Source organism: Acinetobacter sp. ANC 5054 (assembly GCF_002135295.1).
GTDB lineage: Bacteria > Pseudomonadota > Gammaproteobacteria > Pseudomonadales > Moraxellaceae > Acinetobacter.
In genome coordinates this window covers 1-18,858 of the sequence record NZ_NEGG01000002.1, presented here as the reverse complement: position 1 = coordinate 18,858, position 18,858 = coordinate 1, and the positions used below count along the sequence as shown (strand labels likewise).

31 protein-coding genes are annotated in these 18,858 nt (G+C 40.7%); 30 read left to right on the top strand and 1 reads right to left on the bottom strand.

Going from position 1 to position 18,858, the window contains the following annotated elements:
* Positions 1 to 59: 59 nt before the first annotated feature.
* Complete coding sequence (locus tag B9T33_RS02390; protein WP_143223989.1) at positions 60 to 767, bottom strand: LexA family protein; 708 nt, start codon at positions 765 to 767, stop codon at positions 60 to 62.
* 100 nt (positions 768 to 867) lie between these two features.
* On the opposite strand from B9T33_RS02390, the gene B9T33_RS02385 reads away from it, so the two are divergent.
* The 30 genes from B9T33_RS02385 to B9T33_RS02245 all read left to right on the top strand — a co-directional run bounded on the left by B9T33_RS02385 (position 868) and on the right by B9T33_RS02245 (position 18,822).
* Positions 868 to 1,125, top strand: a complete 258-nt coding sequence (locus B9T33_RS02385) for a hypothetical protein (RefSeq protein WP_086177601.1) — start codon at positions 868 to 870, stop codon at positions 1,123 to 1,125.
* A gap of 21 nt (positions 1,126 to 1,146) precedes the next feature.
* Complete coding sequence (locus B9T33_RS02380) at positions 1,147 to 1,593, top strand: phage regulatory CII family protein (protein ID WP_086177366.1); 447 nt, start codon at positions 1,147 to 1,149, stop codon at positions 1,591 to 1,593.
* A gap of 60 nt (positions 1,594 to 1,653) precedes the next feature.
* Positions 1,654 to 1,917, top strand: a complete 264-nt coding sequence (locus B9T33_RS02375) for a hypothetical protein (RefSeq protein WP_086177365.1) — start codon at positions 1,654 to 1,656, stop codon at positions 1,915 to 1,917.
* Entirely contained in the window at positions 1,914 to 2,219 is a 306-nt protein-coding gene (locus B9T33_RS02370; RefSeq protein WP_086177364.1) for a hypothetical protein, read from the top strand. The genes B9T33_RS02375 and B9T33_RS02370 overlap by 4 nt, the downstream gene beginning before the upstream one ends.
* Entirely contained in the window at positions 2,216 to 3,163 is a 948-nt protein-coding gene (locus B9T33_RS02365) for a helix-turn-helix domain-containing protein (protein ID WP_086177363.1), read from the top strand. Before B9T33_RS02370 ends, B9T33_RS02365 begins: the two co-directional genes overlap by 4 nt.
* Complete coding sequence (locus B9T33_RS02360; RefSeq protein ID WP_086177362.1) at positions 3,160 to 3,444, top strand: helix-turn-helix domain-containing protein; 285 nt, start codon at positions 3,160 to 3,162, stop codon at positions 3,442 to 3,444. The genes B9T33_RS02365 and B9T33_RS02360 overlap by 4 nt, the downstream gene beginning before the upstream one ends.
* The gene (locus B9T33_RS02355; RefSeq protein ID WP_086177361.1) at positions 3,444 to 3,854 is read left to right on the top strand and encodes a DUF559 domain-containing protein; all 411 of its coding nucleotides are present in this window, start codon (positions 3,444 to 3,446) and stop codon (positions 3,852 to 3,854) included. Before B9T33_RS02360 ends, B9T33_RS02355 begins: the two co-directional genes overlap by 1 nt.
* Positions 3,851 to 4,348, top strand: a complete 498-nt coding sequence (locus B9T33_RS02350) for a hypothetical protein (RefSeq protein WP_086177360.1) — start codon at positions 3,851 to 3,853, stop codon at positions 4,346 to 4,348. The genes B9T33_RS02355 and B9T33_RS02350 overlap by 4 nt, the downstream gene beginning before the upstream one ends.
* Before the next feature lie 242 nt (positions 4,349 to 4,590).
* Complete coding sequence (locus tag B9T33_RS02345) at positions 4,591 to 5,010, top strand: hypothetical protein (RefSeq protein ID WP_086177359.1); 420 nt, start codon at positions 4,591 to 4,593, stop codon at positions 5,008 to 5,010.
* 393 nt (positions 5,011 to 5,403) lie between these two features.
* Positions 5,404 to 5,673: a hypothetical protein gene (locus B9T33_RS02340; RefSeq protein WP_086177358.1), complete on the top strand. Its 270-nt coding sequence runs from the start codon at positions 5,404 to 5,406 to the stop codon at positions 5,671 to 5,673.
* A 499-nt stretch (positions 5,674 to 6,172) separates the two neighbouring features.
* Positions 6,173 to 6,319, top strand: coding sequence for a hypothetical protein (locus B9T33_RS16440; protein ID WP_171263556.1), 147 nt, complete (start codon positions 6,173 to 6,175; stop codon positions 6,317 to 6,319).
* Positions 6,320 to 6,438: 119 nt separating this feature from the next.
* Positions 6,439 to 7,191, top strand: coding sequence for a hypothetical protein (locus B9T33_RS02335; RefSeq protein WP_086177357.1), 753 nt, complete (start codon positions 6,439 to 6,441; stop codon positions 7,189 to 7,191).
* 58 nt (positions 7,192 to 7,249) lie between these two features.
* Positions 7,250 to 7,648 carry a hypothetical protein gene (locus tag B9T33_RS02330; protein WP_086177356.1) on the top strand — a complete coding sequence of 133 codons (399 nt, stop codon included), beginning with the start codon at positions 7,250 to 7,252 and terminating at the stop codon, positions 7,646 to 7,648.
* A gap of 115 nt (positions 7,649 to 7,763) precedes the next feature.
* Positions 7,764 to 8,033 (top strand): hypothetical protein, encoded by a 270-nt coding sequence (locus B9T33_RS02325; protein WP_086177355.1) that lies wholly within the window; start codon positions 7,764 to 7,766, stop codon positions 8,031 to 8,033.
* Between the two features lie 369 nt (positions 8,034 to 8,402).
* Positions 8,403 to 8,612 (top strand): cold-shock protein, encoded by a 210-nt coding sequence (locus tag B9T33_RS02320; protein WP_086177354.1) that lies wholly within the window; start codon positions 8,403 to 8,405, stop codon positions 8,610 to 8,612.
* Between the two features lie 119 nt (positions 8,613 to 8,731).
* The gene (locus B9T33_RS16435; RefSeq protein ID WP_171263555.1) at positions 8,732 to 8,887 is read left to right on the top strand and encodes a hypothetical protein; all 156 of its coding nucleotides are present in this window, start codon (positions 8,732 to 8,734) and stop codon (positions 8,885 to 8,887) included.
* Between the two features lie 14 nt (positions 8,888 to 8,901).
* A complete protein-coding gene (locus tag B9T33_RS02310; RefSeq protein ID WP_086177352.1) occupies positions 8,902 to 9,543 on the top strand; it encodes a putative metallopeptidase in 642 nt (213 codons plus the stop codon).
* A 53-nt stretch (positions 9,544 to 9,596) separates the two neighbouring features.
* Positions 9,597 to 10,076: a DUF2280 domain-containing protein gene (locus B9T33_RS02305; protein WP_086177351.1), complete on the top strand. Its 480-nt coding sequence runs from the start codon at positions 9,597 to 9,599 to the stop codon at positions 10,074 to 10,076.
* Positions 10,054 to 11,580, top strand: a complete 1,527-nt coding sequence (gene terL, locus B9T33_RS02300) for a phage terminase large subunit (protein ID WP_086177350.1) — start codon at positions 10,054 to 10,056, stop codon at positions 11,578 to 11,580. The genes B9T33_RS02305 and terL overlap by 23 nt, the downstream gene beginning before the upstream one ends.
* A gap of 8 nt (positions 11,581 to 11,588) precedes the next feature.
* Entirely contained in the window at positions 11,589 to 12,947 is a 1,359-nt protein-coding gene (locus B9T33_RS02295) for a DUF1073 domain-containing protein (protein ID WP_086177349.1), read from the top strand.
* Complete coding sequence (locus tag B9T33_RS02290; RefSeq protein WP_086177348.1) at positions 12,922 to 13,731, top strand: phage minor head protein; 810 nt, start codon at positions 12,922 to 12,924, stop codon at positions 13,729 to 13,731. The genes B9T33_RS02295 and B9T33_RS02290 overlap by 26 nt, the downstream gene beginning before the upstream one ends.
* 63 nt (positions 13,732 to 13,794) lie before the next feature.
* Complete coding sequence (locus tag B9T33_RS02285; RefSeq protein WP_086177347.1) at positions 13,795 to 14,157, top strand: hypothetical protein; 363 nt, start codon at positions 13,795 to 13,797, stop codon at positions 14,155 to 14,157.
* A gap of 71 nt (positions 14,158 to 14,228) precedes the next feature.
* Positions 14,229 to 15,416 (top strand): DUF2213 domain-containing protein, encoded by a 1,188-nt coding sequence (locus B9T33_RS02280; RefSeq protein WP_086177346.1) that lies wholly within the window; start codon positions 14,229 to 14,231, stop codon positions 15,414 to 15,416.
* Positions 15,417 to 15,430: 14 nt separating this feature from the next.
* Positions 15,431 to 15,901, top strand: coding sequence for a hypothetical protein (locus B9T33_RS02275; RefSeq protein ID WP_086177345.1), 471 nt, complete (start codon positions 15,431 to 15,433; stop codon positions 15,899 to 15,901).
* Positions 15,902 to 15,907: 6 nt separating this feature from the next.
* Complete coding sequence (locus tag B9T33_RS02270) at positions 15,908 to 16,903, top strand: DUF2184 domain-containing protein (RefSeq protein WP_086177344.1); 996 nt, start codon at positions 15,908 to 15,910, stop codon at positions 16,901 to 16,903.
* Between the two features lie 13 nt (positions 16,904 to 16,916).
* A complete protein-coding gene (locus tag B9T33_RS02265) occupies positions 16,917 to 17,303 on the top strand; it encodes a hypothetical protein (RefSeq protein ID WP_086177343.1) in 387 nt (128 codons plus the stop codon).
* 8 nt (positions 17,304 to 17,311) lie between these two features.
* A complete protein-coding gene (locus B9T33_RS02260) occupies positions 17,312 to 17,695 on the top strand; it encodes a DUF4054 domain-containing protein (protein ID WP_086177342.1) in 384 nt (127 codons plus the stop codon).
* A gap of 9 nt (positions 17,696 to 17,704) precedes the next feature.
* Complete coding sequence (locus tag B9T33_RS02255) at positions 17,705 to 17,899, top strand: hypothetical protein (protein ID WP_086177341.1); 195 nt, start codon at positions 17,705 to 17,707, stop codon at positions 17,897 to 17,899.
* Between the two features lie 7 nt (positions 17,900 to 17,906).
* A complete protein-coding gene (locus B9T33_RS02250) occupies positions 17,907 to 18,389 on the top strand; it encodes a hypothetical protein (protein WP_086177340.1) in 483 nt (160 codons plus the stop codon).
* On the top strand, positions 18,382 to 18,822 hold the full coding sequence (locus B9T33_RS02245; protein ID WP_086177339.1) for a hypothetical protein: 441 nt from the start codon (positions 18,382 to 18,384) through the stop codon (positions 18,820 to 18,822). The genes B9T33_RS02250 and B9T33_RS02245 overlap by 8 nt, the downstream gene beginning before the upstream one ends.
* Positions 18,823 to 18,858: the final 36 nt, after the last annotated feature.

Sequence of the window (18,858 nt, the reverse complement as noted above, 5' to 3'; positions counted from 1 at the left end):
ATGTTAGCAACGTTATTAGTTTTTGTCGATCGTTTAAAATATTTTTTAATAACATATGGTTAAACATCTCGATATAAACCAACTACTTTTCCTACTAACCTACTGTCATTAATTAAAGGAATTGTTTGTTCAGGCCAGTTTGGATTTAATGGTTGTAAATACATATTGCCACTTTCAACGATAAGTTTTTTGAATGTTGCTTCGGTTTCACTATTACAGGCAACGATAACTAAATCACCTGTTTTTAAATCACTTATTTGAAAGTCAGGATTTACATATATTTTGTCACCAGGGCGGAAGTCTGGAAGCATGGACTCTCCAGATACCTCTAACCCGTAGCCATGTTTTCCACATTTAGGATTGGATGGTAGCCACTCTTCAAACTGTGTTCCTGCGGGTACTGCTTCAACCGTTGTCCAAGCACCTGCTTGGACCCAAGATATAACAGGTATTAGTTTGCCAGAAATAGGTAATGGCTTTGAAATATTGTCATCTATGGATTTTATATTTTTTGAGTTTGCATTCATTTCACCCATTCCTGAGATTAACCACTCAGAATTTACATTTAAAAAGTTTGAAATCAGTGGAATTTTAGACGTCTCAGGAATTGCATCGGCATTTAACCATTTCCCAGCACCTTTATCTGAAATTGAGAATGCTTTACTTAATACTCGTGCTCTTCCACGTACAGGGTAACCTGCTGCATCCATTGCTGTATGAAGTCGTTTTGCAAAATTTTCTTTTACTTTCTCTGTTTGGGTTGTCATAGGAAACCTTTATGAACCATTGGTTCAATCTTAATAAATATTGAAGGAACTATCAGTTCGTGTTAATGTTGAACTATTAGTTCAAATTTATGGTTTGGTGATGAGCACTGTTAAAGAAATTATTAACGATGCTGGCGGAGTATCGGCAGTAGCAATAGCTGTGAATATCACAGATCGTTCAGTTTATAAGTGGATTGAGAAAAACTCTTTACCACGTTCTGAATATACGGGTGAAACGGACTATGCCACTCATATAGCTACATTGAGTAAAAAATTTACAAGGAAAGTAATTTTAGAAATTGGTAATCCCTGTAAAGCCAAAACAAAAATTAAATCTAACCTCCTTAGTGTCCAATAACCACGTTCAAAGGATACCGATATGAACATATTGGATGCTGCTTACAACACTGTTCATGACTACCAAGGTGGAGCGAATGCATTGGCGCCACGAATGGGCATTAAAAGCCCAGCGGTACTGAACAGCAAAGTGAATCCCAATACGGAAACACACCACATCACCTTGCTTGAGGCTTCAAAACTTATGGAGCTGACAGGGGATTACCGAATTCTGCAAAGACTGAATGCTCAACACGGAAAAGTGGCCATTAACTTGCCGAATATTCCCGAATGTCGAGATACAGCGCTGACGGATTTAGTTCTGAGTTTTGGAATGGGCGGCGGGGATATCTACACACTGTTCAAAGAAATGATGGCAGATGGCCGGATCACTCGTGGGGAAGCCATAGACATGTCGAAGGTCATTCATGCATTGCATGAAATCTTGGCAGAGCTAGAAGTGCAAATAAACAAATGTGTCGAGCAATAAAAAAGCCTGATCTCGGAAATCAGGCTTTTGTATTCACAAACTTCTTTAGAGGGGAAATTAATGAACGAATTAAATGTACCACAAAACAAAGGCATACGCACTAATGAAAGTGCCGAGTTCCTAACTGGGGATGTCGTGGTCTTCACAGATTCAAATAAACCAGACCACCTAATGACCGTACACAAAGTACAAAGTGGTGGCGTTTTACTGGATGGAAATCACAACTTTGCACTGAGCCATCTAGTGCGACAGGCAACTGTTGCAGAGGTCTTGGCTAAGCGTCGATTGACTGCGGCTGAACAAGCATTGGCGGAGGTTCCATGATCACCAACAAGGCAATTAAAAAGCAGCCTGAGCATAAACATCTGCAAGGCGTTCAGAGTTGGTATGACCCAGCGCTACGCACGCTCAATGGATTATTGGATATCCGTAAGGCCAACTTACGCAAGATTAACCGTGACGAAGCCAATGCTGCAGTCACACGGGATGAGTTTATCGAGATGCTCACCAATGAACATCGGATCTCGGCCTGGTATGCCGGTGAAATTATCTCGAGTCTATTAAGAGCCAACATGATTTTGATGTTTGGTCGTTTTATATGGATTAACCAAGGTGAAGGTCAATGAGTTTAGATGCCAGTAAATGGGCTTGGGAAATTGAAATGCCCACCAAGAAAGGCGGCGCTCTAAAACCGCTTAAAAAACTTGTATTGCTCTCACTGGCCGACCGCGCTGGTGAAGATCATTGCGCATACCCAAGCATGTCTAGATTGGTCGATGACACAGCAATGGACCGCAAAACAGTTCTTAAGATCATCGATGAGCTGATTGAAGATGGATTAATAGAAGATACAGGTGAGCGTAAAGGTAGAACCAAGCAAGTCAAAGTCTATCAATTAGTGGGTGTTAAAGGCCGTGAAAGAGGCCCAAAGATGGAACCCTTTAAGGATGAAAATACCGATTTAAAGGGTACCAACAATGGAACAGTACCAACAAAGGAACAGTTCCAACAATTCCATGAAAGGGTACCAACAATTCCGTCAAAGGGTCCCAACGTTGGGACACGGAATCTACCAAAGAACCTACCAGAAGAATCTAAAAATAAAAAAGACTGGCTTTGCTTTAAAAAACTTCGTGAAGAAATTTATCTGGCAGATCCCGATTTGGATTTTGAATATCTCATGACGGCAAGCTGGGGAGATCGGGAAAAACGCGCATTTGAAATTTACAACGCTGACAAGAATCTCTGTGATGCACTGATGAATTTCCATTTTGCAGATTGGCTGATTCACGCTTACCGAACCAAGTATTCAAAACCTGCAGCTGGCCTACAAGCCAAAGCGGGAGATTCAAAACAGCAGCACCTCACTGAAAAACAGATTGCTGCATTTGCACAGAAACTAGCTCATCACAGTGAGTTCTCCAGCAAGTACAGCGAACCCGGTGACAGCTACGAAAAACTGGCTGCCAAAATTGCTGTCAAACTCGAAGATCCAGCACAAGCCAAAAAATGGGAGAAATACCTCAAGCAGGTGGGCTTCACAGGAACGATCGCAGGGGAGACGGCATGAATACTAAAAAAGATTCTGTGGATGACCGAATGCTCAAGCTTCATATCAACGTACCTAAAACGGCTGAACAGTTTGAGGTCAGACTAGGTGTGTTGAGATATGTGGCTCATGCTAATCAAGCAGTAAGTATCGCTGATATACAGACTGCTGAGACAGATAAAAGCGCACCGTTAATTCGTGGATATTTAACAGATCTGCTTCAGCTTGGATATGTCGAAAAAGAGTCTATCTGGACATACGTTGCAACCGAGAAAGCTAGACAGTTATTTGGAGTGAAGTAGTGACCAGCTACTCAATTGCTGAATACAAAAAAATGATCGGTGATGCCAAACCTAAACGAGGTACCAAAAGACCTAAGGTTAAAAGTCAAAAGGTACCCAATGAGTTTGACGCGAAATTTGCGCTGGAGCTTAAAGCATTAAAGATAGATTTCGAACAGGAATTTAAGTTTCACCCGAGCCGTAAATGGAGAGCTGATTTTCATTTAATTGATAAAAAGATTTTGGTTGAGATTGAAGGTGGGATCTGGAGTAACGGTCGGCATACAAGGGGTAAGGGTTATTTAGGGGATATGGAGAAATATAACGCGGCAACCATGTTGGGTTATCAAGTAATACGGTTTAGTACAGAGCAAGTGAAGTCAGGTTTAGCAATACAGCAGATTGAGAAGATGGTAGGGGATTTTAAATGACGGCAGCGGTAACAATTATTCAGGCAGTTGATTGGACACGTTTTGATTTAGAGGGATGGCTTTATCAGTTTGGGGCTTGGATGAATACCGTATCTGGGACATGTGGGAAGAGCGTCAATCCTATTGCAGTGGCTATGGATCAGGCCGTAGTGAAACAGAAAATCAAGAAACTCACGGAAGAGCAAAAGAAGGAGATCATAGCAGCTCATTTTCTCTCAGAAACTAAGCCTCAGTTGTCTCACACTAAGATCACTTGCCAGATAGATGATAATGAAGCTCGGGCCGTACAGCGCTTAATCTTGGATATGCAAGGGCAGTCAGAAGTGTTGGATGAATGGCTAGAAGCAATTATTGATCGCTATTTTTATGGTAATTCATGGGCAGTCATGGCAAATGAAGAACGTACACAGATGGATGCGCGCATGGATGTTAAGTGTGGTTTGGCGGCATTGCATGTGCGGTATGGGTTTATTGGGTTATCGCAAGGTACTTAAAAAAATTGAAAAAAATGACCTAGATTTGTAAACAAAAAAAGCGCCAAATTCGAAAAATTGGCGCTACTAATATGTATTAGAGCAAAAAAATTGTAATTTATCAGTTGGTTATTTGTATTAAAATTATTAATAAACAACGATTTACATCCTTGCATGTCAAAAAAACTATCGATATCTTATTCAACATGTTTGCAAACATAACAACTTTAACATTCTGAAATTTATAAATATTATGGTGAATTATGTTTATTTTGAATGAAGGCCGAGAAGCATTTAATAAGTTTATGACAACAGTACTTACCCAAATTATATATGGGGGTATTTCATTGTTAGTTTTATATAGGGCAACAAAACTCCCAGTGGAATTCAAAACAGTAGTGTTTTATTCCTTTACTTTTTTCTTATGGGTCTTATTTGCATTTTGGATAATTAGTACTTACAAGGAATTTATTGGATCATACCAACTTTACCTGAAATCCAAACTTCCAAATTTGGATAAAGCCACAGATAAACTAATGGTAAGTGATATTTGGAAAGCAGATAGAAGGCTCGCTCTTGAATATACATGCATCATAATTTTAACGATTGGTGTTTTGATTTTTGTTTTTTTTGGATCTGGCCTTAGTGCTGCTCAAATAGCAGAAACTATAAAAATAAAGTAACGACTTTAGATAGATTTCGACGAAAAATGCTGCTTGACCTTGTACAAGGTATATGGCATATTTCTGCTATAGTGGACGAAGTTATAGTAATTCACTGATCCTATTTAGTTCAATATGCAAGCTAATAGCCTAGCCTAGTCTGCTGATTAGGCTTTTTAATGAAATTTAATAGTTGATATACCCGACTTTCCTAGGCGGGTATTTTTTTGCCAAAAATTTAAAATTACCTTTAATAATGTTAAAAAATTATCAGTGGTTACCTATTGGTAAAGAATGAGTTATTAATAAAAAAAATTATAAATGCCTTAAGAAAAAATTATATAAAATAAAGAGTTATTTTGATAAAAGAAGTGTTATATATAGTTGACTAATTTAGTATGGTTTTAGATAAAAATGCCAGATAAGAATTCTCATTTGATGATTGAGCAAATCTATAATTTTGTATGCATGAAGCCAAGCATTAAATCTAAAAGTAAATACATGCAAATGTATATCTTCTTTGAAGAGCTTCACGAATCAACCAAAGATAGGTTCATTGCTTACAAACCATTTACTTACTTTGGTGTGTTTAATGGGGGTGAAAAAAAGATATATGCTGATGCGGCTCCAGAATTTTTTGATAAAGTAAAATTTATAAATTGGGTCGTAAAATCAATAAATTAAAATCTATGTATTCATTAATATTGTAATATTTTGCCAGTGTAAAGTTATGTAACAGATTGGAAAATAATCAATAGAAACCGCTGTAGTTTCTGTCACCCTAACGGGTAATCCTTCAAGCCTACTTCCCTGAAAGTAGGCTTTTTTTTATATAGGGGGAAACAATGTTCCAAGTTCTGATGTGTTTATTTGGATTGCATGGTGCGACGGAGATTGACCACACGATCGATGGTGATGAGATAAAAGTTTGTCGTAGTTGTTTGAAGAAAGTTAAATAACTCCATTTTGCAGAACGTATTACGGTACACAAAAGCCTTGTTATTTGATGGGGCTTTTTCTTTTCTTATTTGGTGGTAGGTATGGGTTGTATCGTTATAGGTGTAATGTCGTTCTTATTTGGGTATGGGTTGTGCTTTAAATGGTTTAAAAAAGACATTGTTGAAGGTAAGCCAATCGCGTTTAACGAAGGCATATATGTAGCATCTAAAAAGAAGATTGAGCTATGACAGACAAGGTGCAAGTGAAAAAAGACTTAGAAGTTTGCAGTGCTGAGCTGTCAAAGTATCAGAACTTGAGTCGTATAGGTTTAAGACATAGTGAGCTGATTGCAATTGATAACGTAATGGTTCGACTAATAAGAGCGGATTAAGAATTTACGCGAAGCTTTGTATATGTAGTTCAAAGTGGTTGGTTAAGATTATGTAGCTGCATATAATTAGGGAATAATCTAACATAGCGGACTAATATATAAAAAAGTAAATATTTAAAATGAAATTAAACGTTTGTAAGTTATGTAATGAAGATAAAGTCCTAAAAAAATCTCATGTGATTCCGAGATCAGTATTCAAAAATGCCCTAAAGGGTCAACCCTATGGGAAAATACTTGATAGAGCTAAAGGAATAGTTGTAAATACTCAAGATCAATGGGCAGCACATATGCTCTGTGGAGAATGTGAGCAAATTCTGAGTGCAAGGTATGAGAAATATTCACTAGAAGCATTAAGAGGTAATTCAAAAAGTACAAAGCTTCAATTTAAAAATGAATATATTCAAATTGTGGGAGTGGACCAGAAAAGAATTATCAACTTTGTTATTTCGATACTTTGGAGAGCTATTGAGTCTGACCATGAAAAATTTAGATATCTTAAAGCTTTAGGCATTAACAATCTTATAACAGACCATTTTAACGAATGCGTTTATAAAAATTCACTACCAAAGCAACAAAGTTTCACAGTCAGAATTTCAAAACTTATTACTGCTATTCCAGAATTTAAGAATATGGATCTAAGTTTTATTACAACTCTGTCCTTCAGTGTGATTGATGGTGATTTTATTGAAATTCTTTTTGTAATGGAGGGGTACTGTTTTGAGATTTTCCTACATACAAAACCGAATCTTAGAAAAATTGGACTAGGAATTTTGAATAAGAATAAAAGAATTTTGAAGATGCCATATATTGAGGCTTTTTCTATACCCGAATTAAGGCAATCTCTGCAAGAAATGATAAGTGCTAGCTCATAACATTAGATTTAACATACAACAAAAACCTCCTTCGGGAGGTTTTTTTAATGGGTGAAGTATGGAACTTGATGCCTATAAAACCCTAACTAAAAAGATACCTCTCAAGAAGAAACCACGCTCCAGGCCACTACCTAAAGCCAGTGAAAAATACTTAGAAGCATTCGAGCGGTTAAAAGAAATATTAGACCGCATGGAAATGAAATATGAAGAATACTTTCATTTCAAAAGCACGAAACATTGGCGTTTTGACTTGCACCTGATTGAACATCGCATGTTAATTGAAATCGCAACTGGTCCATGGTCTGGTGGTCGTAAAGGCAAACTTGCAACGAAAGCTTGGAGTGTGGATCGTTACGATCATGCTGAGGAAATGGGGTATCGATTTCACAGGTTTGAATTAGCTGATATCAAAATGGGACGTGCAAAGGCCTGGTTAAAAGATTTAAAAAAAGATTAATTATTTTAAATTATATATTTCAAAGCTTATTGTTTCAGGATGTTTGATTACTTTAACTTTCTCATAATATCCGTTAGTTTGGGATTTCAACCTTAACAATTATGAGAAGAAAGTTATGAATAAAAATTTTGAATTACATGTTTTAAGCCAGATTTATGATTTTCTAATAGAGCGAACTGAACATTCACATCAAGGTTTGCATAATAAGGTTCTTGAGTTTTTTAAAGAACTGAATTTAGGTAATGACGATGATTTTGAAATCGTCGATCCTAAAAAGATTGCGGGTAAATTTGGTGCAGTAAATTTCATACACTTAGTCAATGTCCCAAACTTTGATGATAAAGATAGATTTTTAAAATGGGCATACACGCAGGTGAATCGATAGTTAATATCAATATGCTTTAAAGATATATTTTAAATGTATATTTGATTAAATAGCCCTATAATACGCTGGCTCATATCAGCGCAAATGAATTGGGTGAAGCCTCACATGAATATGTGGGGCTTTTTATGCTGAAACCTTATATTTAATGCAGAATAATTAATTTGAACTGTTTAGTATTTCGGCATAATTTATTGAACTAAACAACGATTTTGCTCTTGGTAGGTTACTTTTAAAATCCAATTTTCAACACACGAATAACATATGTATCAGGATGTTTTAGATTGATTGTTTATATTGGTATAGCTTGATTATTAATCAGATTAAACAAGCGTATTCATCATTAATATTTAAAACATCTAAGGATAAGTAATGACTAATTTAACTACTGGCACCGTCAAATGGTTCAACGAAGCAAAAGGCTATGGGTTCATTCTTAGTGATGCAGGAGAGGATCTTTTTGCACATTATAGTGAGGTTAAAATTGACGGTTTTAAGGTTTTACGTGAAGGCCAAAGAGTAGAGTTTGAAATCATAAATGGAAAAAAAGGAAAGCAAGCTAGTAATATCAACATTATTTAAATCTAATTTCTCTTTAAATGACCCGTCATTAATTGACGGGTTTTTGTCATTAATTGCCATTAAGTTTTAATATTGAAATGCTTAAGTTAGGTGAAAATGACATTAAAAGAGCAATAAAAGTGACCTTTACTAGAATGCAATTATTGATTGGTGGCTTAATTATAAGTGTCTTTATTTCTACAATATGGATCTACCAAGAAAAGAAAAAACAACGTCGTGAAGAAATCCAAAAAATCATCATCGAAGCTAGAGCAGGATTAAGTCCCGCTCAATAACAGGAGCTAAACTTGTGGAATACTTTAGACCATTCCCACCGACTGAACTTATAGATCAGGCTGAGGAAGAAGACGCTATACGTCTAGCGCCAGCTCCAGATTTAAAGGCCTGGGTGAAAGATAATTATCTAACTATGGGTGGTCAACTACACAACCCAGACCATGACCATATTGCCGAGCTAATTCACGACAATGAAGAGTTTCTAGCATTTGCATGGGCATCATCTGCGGCTATGGCTAAAAAGCGCATGGTACTTGGTCAATGTGAAAAAGTGATGTTTAACCAGGGCGGATGGAAGAAAGCACGGCAAGAACAACAGATGCGGGACTGGTTTGGCTTTGTGCCTCAGTACTTAATCACTATTGATGCTGCATTTTGTGAGCAAACTTCTGATCGTGAATTCTGCCGTTTGATTGAACATGAGCTTTATCACATCGGTGTAGAGCGCGATGAAGATGGGGAAATCATTTATAGCGATATGACAGGCTTACCGAAGCACTACTTAGCAGGTCATGATGTTGAAGTTTTCTTTGGTGAAATACGTCAGCACGGAATTGATAGCTCAGTGCAACGATTATTGGATATTACTAAAAATGCTCCATTCGTATCGGAGACAAGCATTGCAGCTTGTTGTGGGAACTGTGTAATCGGTTAGCTTCAAAATTTTTTTGCCCACCTTCCTTGACGTACCTTGACGGATTGTGACTTATGGCAAGACTTAAAAAATTAGAAAAAGCCTTTATCGTGCGGTCACTTGCACAGTTTATGGAACCATCTCAGGTAGTAGATGCCGTCAAGGAAAATTTTAAAGTAGAAGTATCAAGGCAGCAGGTCGAATGCTACGACCCAACTAAAGTGGCAGGTGCAGATTTATCGCAAGAATTTGTTGATATGTTTAATGAGGCACGAAAAAAATATATCGAGCAACCCATCTGCAATATTGAGGGTGCAAACGATATTGTGCAGTTAAAAGTCTTGAGCTCTCTATTTATCAAGAAGCAAAATAATACCCGCGATGCAATCAAGCTTTCCGATCAGATTCAAAAGATTGTTAAAGGTTATTACGAGAAGAAAATAGAAATCACCGGTAAAGATGGTGGGCCACTACAAAGTGAAAATGTTACCTATGTGACTGCTACTGATGAGCAAGTAAGGCAGGCAATAGATGAACTCGAAAACGAATATTGATCCTGTAAAAATCAGAGCAAAGCGCATCAAATGTCAGGATGAGCATTTATTTTTCACACGAGCTTTCTTTAAGCCTCGTATGGGCTTTAAGTTCTCGATCAACTGGCATCATGAGTATGTGGCCTGGGCGATTGATGAAGTCATTGCTGGTCGCATTGAGAACTTAGTCATTAACGTTCCACCGGGTTCAGGTAAGACTGAATTACTGACCAATCTGATTGCACGGGGAATTGCACGAAACCAGCGTTCACGGTTCTTGTATTTGTCGTTTTCACAATCACTTGTAGAGGATGTTTCATCCACAGCACGAAACATCGTGAAATCGGATGATTTTCAGGGCTTATGGCCTGTGAAGATTTCGACCAGTACCGATGCTAAGGCAAGTTGGAAAACGACTGTGGATGGTTATGAAGCGGGGCATGTTTATTCCGCTTCGATGGGTGGTCAGGTTACAGGTCGCCGTGCAGGTACTTTGGCAGATGCTGGCTTTACCGGTGCAATTATCCTAGACGATCCGCTCAAGCCTGAAGATGCATTCAGTAAGATGGCGCGTAACAAGGCGAATCGTAAGATTCTGAACACGGTCAACTCACGTAAGGCTAAGTCATCGACACCAATTATTTTGATCATGCAACGTTTACACGTTGAGGATCCAACTAATTTTGTGATGACTGGTAACGTGCCAGGCCAGTGGCATCAGATATCTATTCCAGCATTGATTGATGATGAATATATCAATGCGCTGCCTGAGCATATACGCCGCAAGGTGCCACGTGATGTGGAACGTGATGAAAAGGGTCGTCAAAGTTATTGGCCGCTTAAAGAGTTGCTTCAATCTTTACTGCAACTGGAGAGAGGTGGTAAAGATAAAGATGGTGCTACGGTATCGCGTTATACGTTCAGCAGTCAGTACCAGCAGGAACCTAAAAAGCTCGGTGGTGATCTTGTTAAGGCCGAATGGTTTGATCGCTATCATGAATTGCCAGTCCTTAAGTGGCGTGCGATATGGGTAGATACGGCACAAAAAACCAAAGAGCATAACGACTACTCGGTATTTTTATGTGCAGGTCTGGGGCATGACAACCGCCTTTACATCATCGATGTGCGCCGTGGCAAATGGGAAGCACCAGAGTTGATTAAGGAAGCTAAGGCTTTCATCAATAAGCACAAGGAAAGCAATACTAAGATCGGCAAGCTTCGATACATGGCTATCGAGGACAAGGCATCAGGCACGATGCTGATCCAAAATATTTCGCGTGAAACCACATTACCGATTAAGGCAATCCAGCGTGATACGGACAAACTGACTCGTACCATGGACGTTGTGTTCTACGTTGAAGATGGTCGTGTCATGTTGCCTGTGAGCGCGCCGTGGCTATTGAACTATGTGGAAGAGATCGAAGGGCTGACTGCCAGCATGTCACATGAGCATGATGACCAGTGGGACCCGACCATCGATGCGATTAACGATTCACTTGCGAAAAAGCCGACTGTATTTGATTAGAGGTATTTATGGCTAAAGATAAAAAGTCTGATACAGGCGGTAAAATTAAGACGCTTGTAGCAGATGCAGTAAAACAGGCAATCAACGCCATTGGTGATGCAGGTGCATATACAAACTTGGTATCCAATATTGGTACCGAGCGTGACAAAGCCACAGGTGGCAAGTTCGTCCGTAAAGACATTGATGATGAACAGCTTGAAGCTGTGTATCAGAATTGGCTTGCACGCCGTATTGTCAATCGTCCTGCATCAGACATGCTTCGTGCAGGTTGGTTCTATGAAGGTATTCAGGGTGATGTTTTAAAACGGCTTGAGGAAGCGTGTAAGGCGTTTCACTTAGAGCATGTGCTTTTATCAGGCTTAATCCTTTCTCGCCTATACGGCGTTGTGTATATTCTGCTTGGAACGGCAGACGGTGGTGCACTAGATCAGCCTTTGGATATATCAAAACTTGGTCAAGGTCGTTTGGAGTTCTTTACGGTCATCAAGAAGAAATATATCAAGCCAGATAAATACTCGTATTTACCACCTTCAGCTTGTTGTGGACTGTTGAAACAGCCTGAATTTTACGACATGAAAATGGGGAATGAGACGAAAAAGCGCATTCACCATACTCGCTTAATTCGTATTGCTCATGCCGATGTTGTGAATGAAGAGCCCCAAAGCATCTTGCAAGAAGTCTATGAGGATCTACTTGATCACGCTAGTGTGAAGCGTGGTTCTGCCAGCCTGATCCATGAGTCGAAGATTGACGTCATTCAAACGCCTAACTTGGTCGATAAGATCAAAGAGGATATGAAAGGCGTCATGGAGCGCTTCATGTCCGTGGGTTTAATGAAAAGCCTTAATGGTATGCTAGTCCTTGATGCTGAGGAAGAATACAGCTCTAAGACGTATAACTTCGCAGGCTTGCCTGACATGATGCGTGAATTCTCAGTCCAGACGGCGGGCGCTGCAGAGATTCCTTATACGATGCTGTTTATGCAGTCTCCTGCAGGTATGAATGCCACGGGTGAATATGACACACGGAACTATTACGATACGATCGCCACTAAACAAGAATGGCACGTCAAGCCGATCTTGATGAAGTTCCTCGCAGTGATCTGTCAATCCACATTTGGAGGACAGATACCAGGCCTGGATATAGTATTCAATCCACTCTGGCAGCTGGATGCAAAAGTCCGTTCAGAGGTGGAAAAAGCCAATGCTGAACGTGATGAAAAGTATCTCGATATGGGCATCATCACTGAACCACAGATCGCACGTCAGCTTAATATCGACGGCGTTTACTCTGTGATTAGTGAAGATCACATCAAATTGCTGGAAACCATGGTGACAGCCAATGACGACGATCATACAGATCCTTAAGCCTCAGCTTCAGCAGATCAAGAAACGCAAGAAAGGTCGCAAGGCTAAGCCCAAGGCAGTTAAGGTCAATCGCCGTGTTGAGTTGTTCTACACACGTCAGCTTTTGGAAATCTCCAAGTATTGCCAGGAACAAACCAAGGATTTCGTTTTACCTACCGTTGGCCAGAACATGGGTGATAGCTGGGTGACGGATCTATTCACGGCGTTACGTGAAAAGATGGTCAAGTACACCATGGAAGTGTCGGTATCATTGGCCACTAAGGTGGTGATGGATACCAGCAAGGAAGTGGATAAGCAGATTGCAAGTCATACCAAGACCATTCTTAGTGTGGACCTTACGCCGTTCTTCCGTGGTGCTGACATTCAGGATGAGATTGATACTCAGATTGCTGCAAACGTCTCTTTGATTAAGTCCATTCCAAGTCAGTACACCGACAAGCTAGAAGCATTGGTGTTGTTTGCCTTGCAAACAGGGCAGACCAACGAGGAATTGGCTCAGGAAATTAAAAAGCTGGGTCATAGTACGGATATACGTGCACGACTCATTGCACGTGATCAGATGGGCAAGATCAACGGCGCTATCAATAAGAAACGTCAGGAATCCATGGGTGTGGAAACATACGATTGGCAAGATTCCAACGATGATCGTGTACGTCCGTTATGCCGAAGCCATCATGGTAAAACCTTTCGATGGGATTCACCGCCAAAGGGTGGTCATCCTGGTCAAAAGATTAAATGTCGATGCACGGCGGTGCCGAATTATGAGGATATTTTAGTGGATTAAGCTTGAAAAAAATAATTCCAACAGCACTATATTAATTCAACATCAACCACTTGAGAAAAACTAATGACAGAAGAACACATTCATTCATATCGTAGTGCTGTGATTAAACCAAATCATGATCAACATGTTTTGGACGCCTTGAAGGAAAATCTTCCAGAGGGTTATGAGCTTTTAATTGAAAAACCAAAAATAAACATTGGTGTTGATAAATATATTCATATTAAGACACCTGCTGATGATATACAGCTATATGTTTCTGAAGATGGTACGTATGCAGAAACAATTCATGTTTTTGAACAAGATAAGCTTGCAGTTCAACCAAGTTTACCTAATGACGAGTTATCTAAATTAGCTTTAAAACTTATTGCTACAGAAAATGTTGATATGCAAGTCTTTGCCTCGGTAAATGATTTAAAAGGTGAATAATTTATACTTTTAACTCATCGGTTTACAACTAAAACCCACCATACGGTGGGTTTTTTTATTGGTCATAATTTATGAAACTCATTTACCAACTCAAAATTGGTGACTTTGCACCAAGCGAAAGTACACGCTCATTTACTCAAGAAGGGTATCTGAAATGCGTCAACGTGCGCTTGGCCAAAGCGCCTCAGGTACGCCAGTACTACGCATTTGAATTTCCAAACTTGGAAGGCTATTCAGCAGATCAGGTCATCAATGTCTATGTGGCAGCTGAAGACCTGTTTAAACCGGATGTGATGAAAGGATTCGACGGCGTAGATGCTACGGACTATCACCCACCCAAAAATGAAATCAATGCTTCCAATTGGAAGGAATACCACATTGGCGACTGCGAGAACGTACGCCAAGAGGGTGAGTTCATGCTTGGTGATCTGATCATTAAAGATCAGAACAGTATCAATTCAATTCAAAAAAATGAGCGCATTGAAATGTCGCTCGGTTATGCGGCTGATTTAGTACTTGAGTCTGGTGTTGCGCCAGATGGTACACCGTATCAAGCCAAATTTATCAATTTTATAGGCAATCACGTTGCGCTGGTGAAATACGGTCGCTGTGGCGGTGATTGTCGCATCGGTGACCAAAACCCAAACCCAACAGAGGGAAAAACAATGGAAGTAGTTGTAAACGGTATTCGTTTTGACATTGGCGATAACAAGCCTTTAGCGGATGCCTTAAAAATCCAGCAAGACCAGATCGAAAACTTGAAATCAGCAAAACTTAATGTTGGTGACAAGCAATTTGCTATCGGTGATGAATTACCAGCTGTGCAAGCAGTGGTTAATACCTTGCAGACTGAAAATTCAGAACTTAAACAAAAAGTGGGTGATCTTGAGAAAAACCAAATCACGCCTGAAAAGCTTGATCAGGTCGTGGCTGAGCGTGCGTCAGTTGTAGCGGACGCGATTGCATTGGTACCAGGCCTTAAAACAGAAGGTTGTTCATGTGAACAAATCAAACGTGATGTGATTGCAGCCAAAGCAGGTGATGCGTTAGTGACTGCTGTATTGGGTGGTATCGCCGTGGGTGACGCTAAGCCTGATCAGGTCGACACGGTATTCCGTGCGTTGTCAGCACTGAAATCAACCACACCAGGCAATGCAGTCGGTGATGCACTACATCAACAGCAACAGCAGCAAAACAACAATCAAGACCCGAATGAAAAGACAGGTTTTGACAAGTCTGCGGCATACAAAACAATTTAAGGGGAACTTGAATCATGGTTCAGCAATTAAATGCGGTTGTCGGTCAGCGTGGCCGCTTGACCAGTAAAGAAGTCGTACTGTCATTACCGCTTTCAGGTCTAACTCTAGTCAATGAAGGTAATGTGGTTGTCCGCACGACTGATGGCAAATCTGTAACGGCTGTGGCAGGCGCTACACCGACACGTTTTGGTGTCGTGGTACGCCACGGCGTAGGCAAAACAGGCAAAACGGCGGCTGGTAAAGAAGCCTATAAAGCGGCTGATATGTTGCCAGTCATGTTTGAAGGTGCGATTTGGGTCAAACCTACAGCACCTGTCACAGACATCACTGCCAAGGTTTATGTGAAAACTGCCAATGGTACGACTGCAGCGCCGTTAGGTTCACTTTCCTCAGCATCGGCAGATGGCACCGAATTACCTGGTGCAGCATGGGAATCCGTGACTGGTGTCGATGGCCTAGCCCTTCTTAATCTTCGTGGAGCTTAATAACACATGAGCAAATTAGCAAAAATGAAAGCGCGTTTAACGCCTGTAGCAAGCGCGATTCAGTACCAGGTCGGTGATGCTTTCAATATGGATGCATTAGCACAGCTCTTCGTCAAGATTGAAGAGCAGAATGAAATCACCCCACAACTTGCACAGGTTCTTGATTATGCCAAGTACATTCCTGTGACTGACGTCCAGGCTGTTTATGGTGGCGGCGAAATTCTGTCTCGTAAAAAAGGCGTGGGCTTAGGTGAAGACTATGCGGGTACTGGTGATGATATCCCGCTTGCAGAAGTGGAATACGACACTGTAAGCCTGCCAGTAAAAATTGGTGTAATTGGCTATCAGTATTCAATTGTTGAATTAGCCACTGCGCAGAAAATGAATGTTCAGCTTGATACTGACAAAGTCCAGGCCGCAAATTTAGCGGCTGAAAAGCACATGTCTAATGTGGCCTGGTATGGCTATAGCAAAGCCAATGCCAGTGGACAGCTTGAGCAAGTGAACGGCTTCTTGAACCAAACAGGCGTAACCATTGTGACAGGTCAGCATGATTGGGCTACGGCGACTATTGAAGAGGTGTTATCTGACTTCAATAGCTCATTGGCCGATTCTTCAGACTTGTTTGATAGTGATGCATCTATTGAGCCTGATACCTATCTCATGGCATCAGCACAATATACGCATCTATCGACACGTGTCGTGCCAGATTCAGGCGGTAAAACATTCCTAAAGTACATTGAAGAAAATAACATCTTCACAACTCAGGGCAAGCCATTAACCATCCGTGGTTCTGGTCGTGGTAATGGCAAAGGTACTGCAAATGCTGACCGTTCAATCATCTATCGCCGTGATCCATCATGTATCCAATTCAAAGGAAACAGCGTTGAGTTCTTGACGGCGCAACCTAAAGGCCTGGATGTACTTGTGCCAGGCCACTATAAATACCAAGGCGTTTGGTTGAAGCGTGTTGATTCGCTTCGCTACCTTGACCATGCATAAGGATAAAAACAATATGGCTAAATATTCATACACATACAGCGGCTCTAATGCCGCTTTTGTTTTTGCAGGCCTGGTGACTTTACCTAAAGGTATCGCCGTAGTAGTTGAAGCCAATCACCACAAAGCTTTGCAAAAGAATAAATTTGCTAAGCATTTGATTGATGCTGGTGAGCTAAGCATTCAAGAAATTGCAGAAGTTGGTGATTCAAAACCTGCTTCAGGTCGTGGTAAAGGTGCTCAATCAGGTAAAACTGACGATGGCAAAGGCAAGGATGAATCCAAACCTGCTGAGCTCACAATTGATGATGTGCGTAAGGCACTGACTGATCTTGAAATCACCTTTGCTGAAGATGAAACCCTTGAGCAGTTGCAAGAAAAACTTGCTCAAGTGACTGAATAAGGTGAGCTATGGACCCACAAGCTTTTAAGTTGAAGTTTAAGTACGACACGGCGCTGATGAATCTATCGGATGCAGAAATTGCAGACGCATTAGAAGAAGCGGATCTCGTTGTGAAGTCACTTGAATTTGGTGATCTGAAAGAACGTGCTGTGGGTCTATATGCAGCACATATTCTCAAGGTTGCACTCAAATCAAAGTCAGGTAACAGCTTTTCAGATGCGTCGAGTATGACCATTGCAGGTCAGAGCGTGAGCTTTTCACGTTCGGGTACCGATGCGTTTTATAACCAAAGCATTTATGGCCAGCGTTACTTGGCATTAAAAAATTCAATTCCAGTTGGCAATGATGGTACCAATCCCAATCGTTTGGGCGTTGGTGCTTTCGTTGTTTAGGAGCAAGGCATGTCATTTAAGTATCAAGCGCCTGAAAATTTCAAAGCGACTGCGCTCGAAATTGCAGGCACCACATACAAGGTTGAAAAAGGTGTGATCGAGTCAGATGCTGACATTGCGCACATCTTGGCACCACATGGTTTTACACGTGCGGTACCTGAAACCAAAGCAGAACCTAAAAAGGAAACTGCTGCTGCAAAGTAGGTGATGTATGAGTGATTACCGTGTTGATGCTGATGTTGATTTTAACGAGGTCAATGAACGTGTACGTGCTGAAATACGGCGCACGGTAAATGCACTCACACTTAAACTTCAGCGCACCATTCAAGAAGACATGCTGACAGGTCAGCGTTTGAATGTGCAGTCTGGGCGTTTAAGAGGATCCGTTTCATCTAAGGTGGAAGAGGATAAGGACTGGATCGAGGGTACAGTCGGTGCAGGTGGTGCTTTGGTACCGTATGCCTTTGCTCATGAATTTGGGCTTAAAGGTGCGATGGCCATTAAGGCGCATCTTCGGATGATCAAGAAAGTCTTTGGTCAGCCGATCACACCACGTCAAATCATGATCAAAGCCCATTCACGTAAAGTGGATATGGAAGAGCGCCGTTTTATGCGTGATTCATTGGATGAAGTGGCGAAGATCGTGCCGAAGAATATTGATGCTGCAATTGAAAGGGGATTGAGCAGTGAATAGTGAAGCCATTTACCAGGCATTGTTTAATCGCTTGTCAGGCATCGAGGGGATTAAAACCACCAGTCGGCGCTTAAAGCACTTCAATCACGTTGCACCTGATGACCGTCCTGCTTTATTCGTGACGCAAGGCAATCAAACTGAAGTACCAGTAAAAGGCCTGGATGCTAAGGTTGAACTTGAAGCAGAAGTGTATATCTACATTTATGAACCAGATTCCACTATTCCGCCGTCTGTTCAGTTAAATCAGATGATTGATCAGGTTCGCCTAGCCGTTGCACCAGATCATCCAGAGGTGTGTGAATACCAAACCTTAGGTGGATTGGTCGAACATTGCTGGATCGAAGGCACAATCGAAGTTTTTGAAGCAGTTGAAAACATGCTCGATGATCAGGGGATTGCCATCATTCCGATTCGGATCCTCACCACTACCTAAAGCAATTCATAAATTTCATAACCGCCAATACGGCGG

Bases quoted from the DNA above. Each gene is read 5' to 3' on its own strand.
- B9T33_RS02390 (WP_143223989.1), bottom strand. From the start codon at position 767: ATGACAACCCAAACAGAGAAAGTAAAAGAAAATTTTGCAAAACGACTT.
- B9T33_RS02385 (WP_086177601.1), top strand. From the start codon at position 868: ATGAGCACTGTTAAAGAAATTATTAACGATGCTGGCGGAGTATCGGCA.
- B9T33_RS02380 (WP_086177366.1), top strand. From the start codon at position 1,147: ATGAACATATTGGATGCTGCTTACAACACTGTTCATGACTACCAAGGT.
- B9T33_RS02375 (WP_086177365.1), top strand. From the start codon at position 1,654: ATGAACGAATTAAATGTACCACAAAACAAAGGCATACGCACTAATGAA.
- B9T33_RS02370 (WP_086177364.1), top strand. From the start codon at position 1,914: ATGATCACCAACAAGGCAATTAAAAAGCAGCCTGAGCATAAACATCTG.
- B9T33_RS02365 (WP_086177363.1), top strand. From the start codon at position 2,216: ATGAGTTTAGATGCCAGTAAATGGGCTTGGGAAATTGAAATGCCCACC.
- B9T33_RS02360 (WP_086177362.1), top strand. From the start codon at position 3,160: ATGAATACTAAAAAAGATTCTGTGGATGACCGAATGCTCAAGCTTCAT.
- B9T33_RS02350 (WP_086177360.1), top strand. From the start codon at position 3,851: ATGACGGCAGCGGTAACAATTATTCAGGCAGTTGATTGGACACGTTTT.
- B9T33_RS02345 (WP_086177359.1), top strand. From the start codon at position 4,591: ATGTTTATTTTGAATGAAGGCCGAGAAGCATTTAATAAGTTTATGACA.
- B9T33_RS02340 (WP_086177358.1), top strand. From the start codon at position 5,404: ATGCCAGATAAGAATTCTCATTTGATGATTGAGCAAATCTATAATTTT.
- B9T33_RS16440 (WP_171263556.1), top strand. From the start codon at position 6,173: ATGACAGACAAGGTGCAAGTGAAAAAAGACTTAGAAGTTTGCAGTGCT.
- B9T33_RS02335 (WP_086177357.1), top strand. From the start codon at position 6,439: ATGAAATTAAACGTTTGTAAGTTATGTAATGAAGATAAAGTCCTAAAA.
- B9T33_RS02330 (WP_086177356.1), top strand. From the start codon at position 7,250: ATGGAACTTGATGCCTATAAAACCCTAACTAAAAAGATACCTCTCAAG.
- B9T33_RS02325 (WP_086177355.1), top strand. From the start codon at position 7,764: ATGAATAAAAATTTTGAATTACATGTTTTAAGCCAGATTTATGATTTT.
- B9T33_RS02320 (WP_086177354.1), top strand. From the start codon at position 8,403: ATGACTAATTTAACTACTGGCACCGTCAAATGGTTCAACGAAGCAAAA.
- B9T33_RS02305 (WP_086177351.1), top strand. From the start codon at position 9,597: ATGGCAAGACTTAAAAAATTAGAAAAAGCCTTTATCGTGCGGTCACTT.
- terL (WP_086177350.1), top strand. From the start codon at position 10,054: ATGAACTCGAAAACGAATATTGATCCTGTAAAAATCAGAGCAAAGCGC.
- B9T33_RS02295 (WP_086177349.1), top strand. From the start codon at position 11,589: ATGGCTAAAGATAAAAAGTCTGATACAGGCGGTAAAATTAAGACGCTT.
- B9T33_RS02290 (WP_086177348.1), top strand. From the start codon at position 12,922: ATGACGACGATCATACAGATCCTTAAGCCTCAGCTTCAGCAGATCAAG.
- B9T33_RS02285 (WP_086177347.1), top strand. From the start codon at position 13,795: ATGACAGAAGAACACATTCATTCATATCGTAGTGCTGTGATTAAACCA.
- B9T33_RS02280 (WP_086177346.1), top strand. From the start codon at position 14,229: ATGAAACTCATTTACCAACTCAAAATTGGTGACTTTGCACCAAGCGAA.
- B9T33_RS02275 (WP_086177345.1), top strand. From the start codon at position 15,431: ATGGTTCAGCAATTAAATGCGGTTGTCGGTCAGCGTGGCCGCTTGACC.
- B9T33_RS02270 (WP_086177344.1), top strand. From the start codon at position 15,908: ATGAGCAAATTAGCAAAAATGAAAGCGCGTTTAACGCCTGTAGCAAGC.
- B9T33_RS02265 (WP_086177343.1), top strand. From the start codon at position 16,917: ATGGCTAAATATTCATACACATACAGCGGCTCTAATGCCGCTTTTGTT.
- B9T33_RS02260 (WP_086177342.1), top strand. From the start codon at position 17,312: ATGGACCCACAAGCTTTTAAGTTGAAGTTTAAGTACGACACGGCGCTG.
- B9T33_RS02255 (WP_086177341.1), top strand. From the start codon at position 17,705: ATGTCATTTAAGTATCAAGCGCCTGAAAATTTCAAAGCGACTGCGCTC.
- B9T33_RS02250 (WP_086177340.1), top strand. From the start codon at position 17,907: ATGAGTGATTACCGTGTTGATGCTGATGTTGATTTTAACGAGGTCAAT.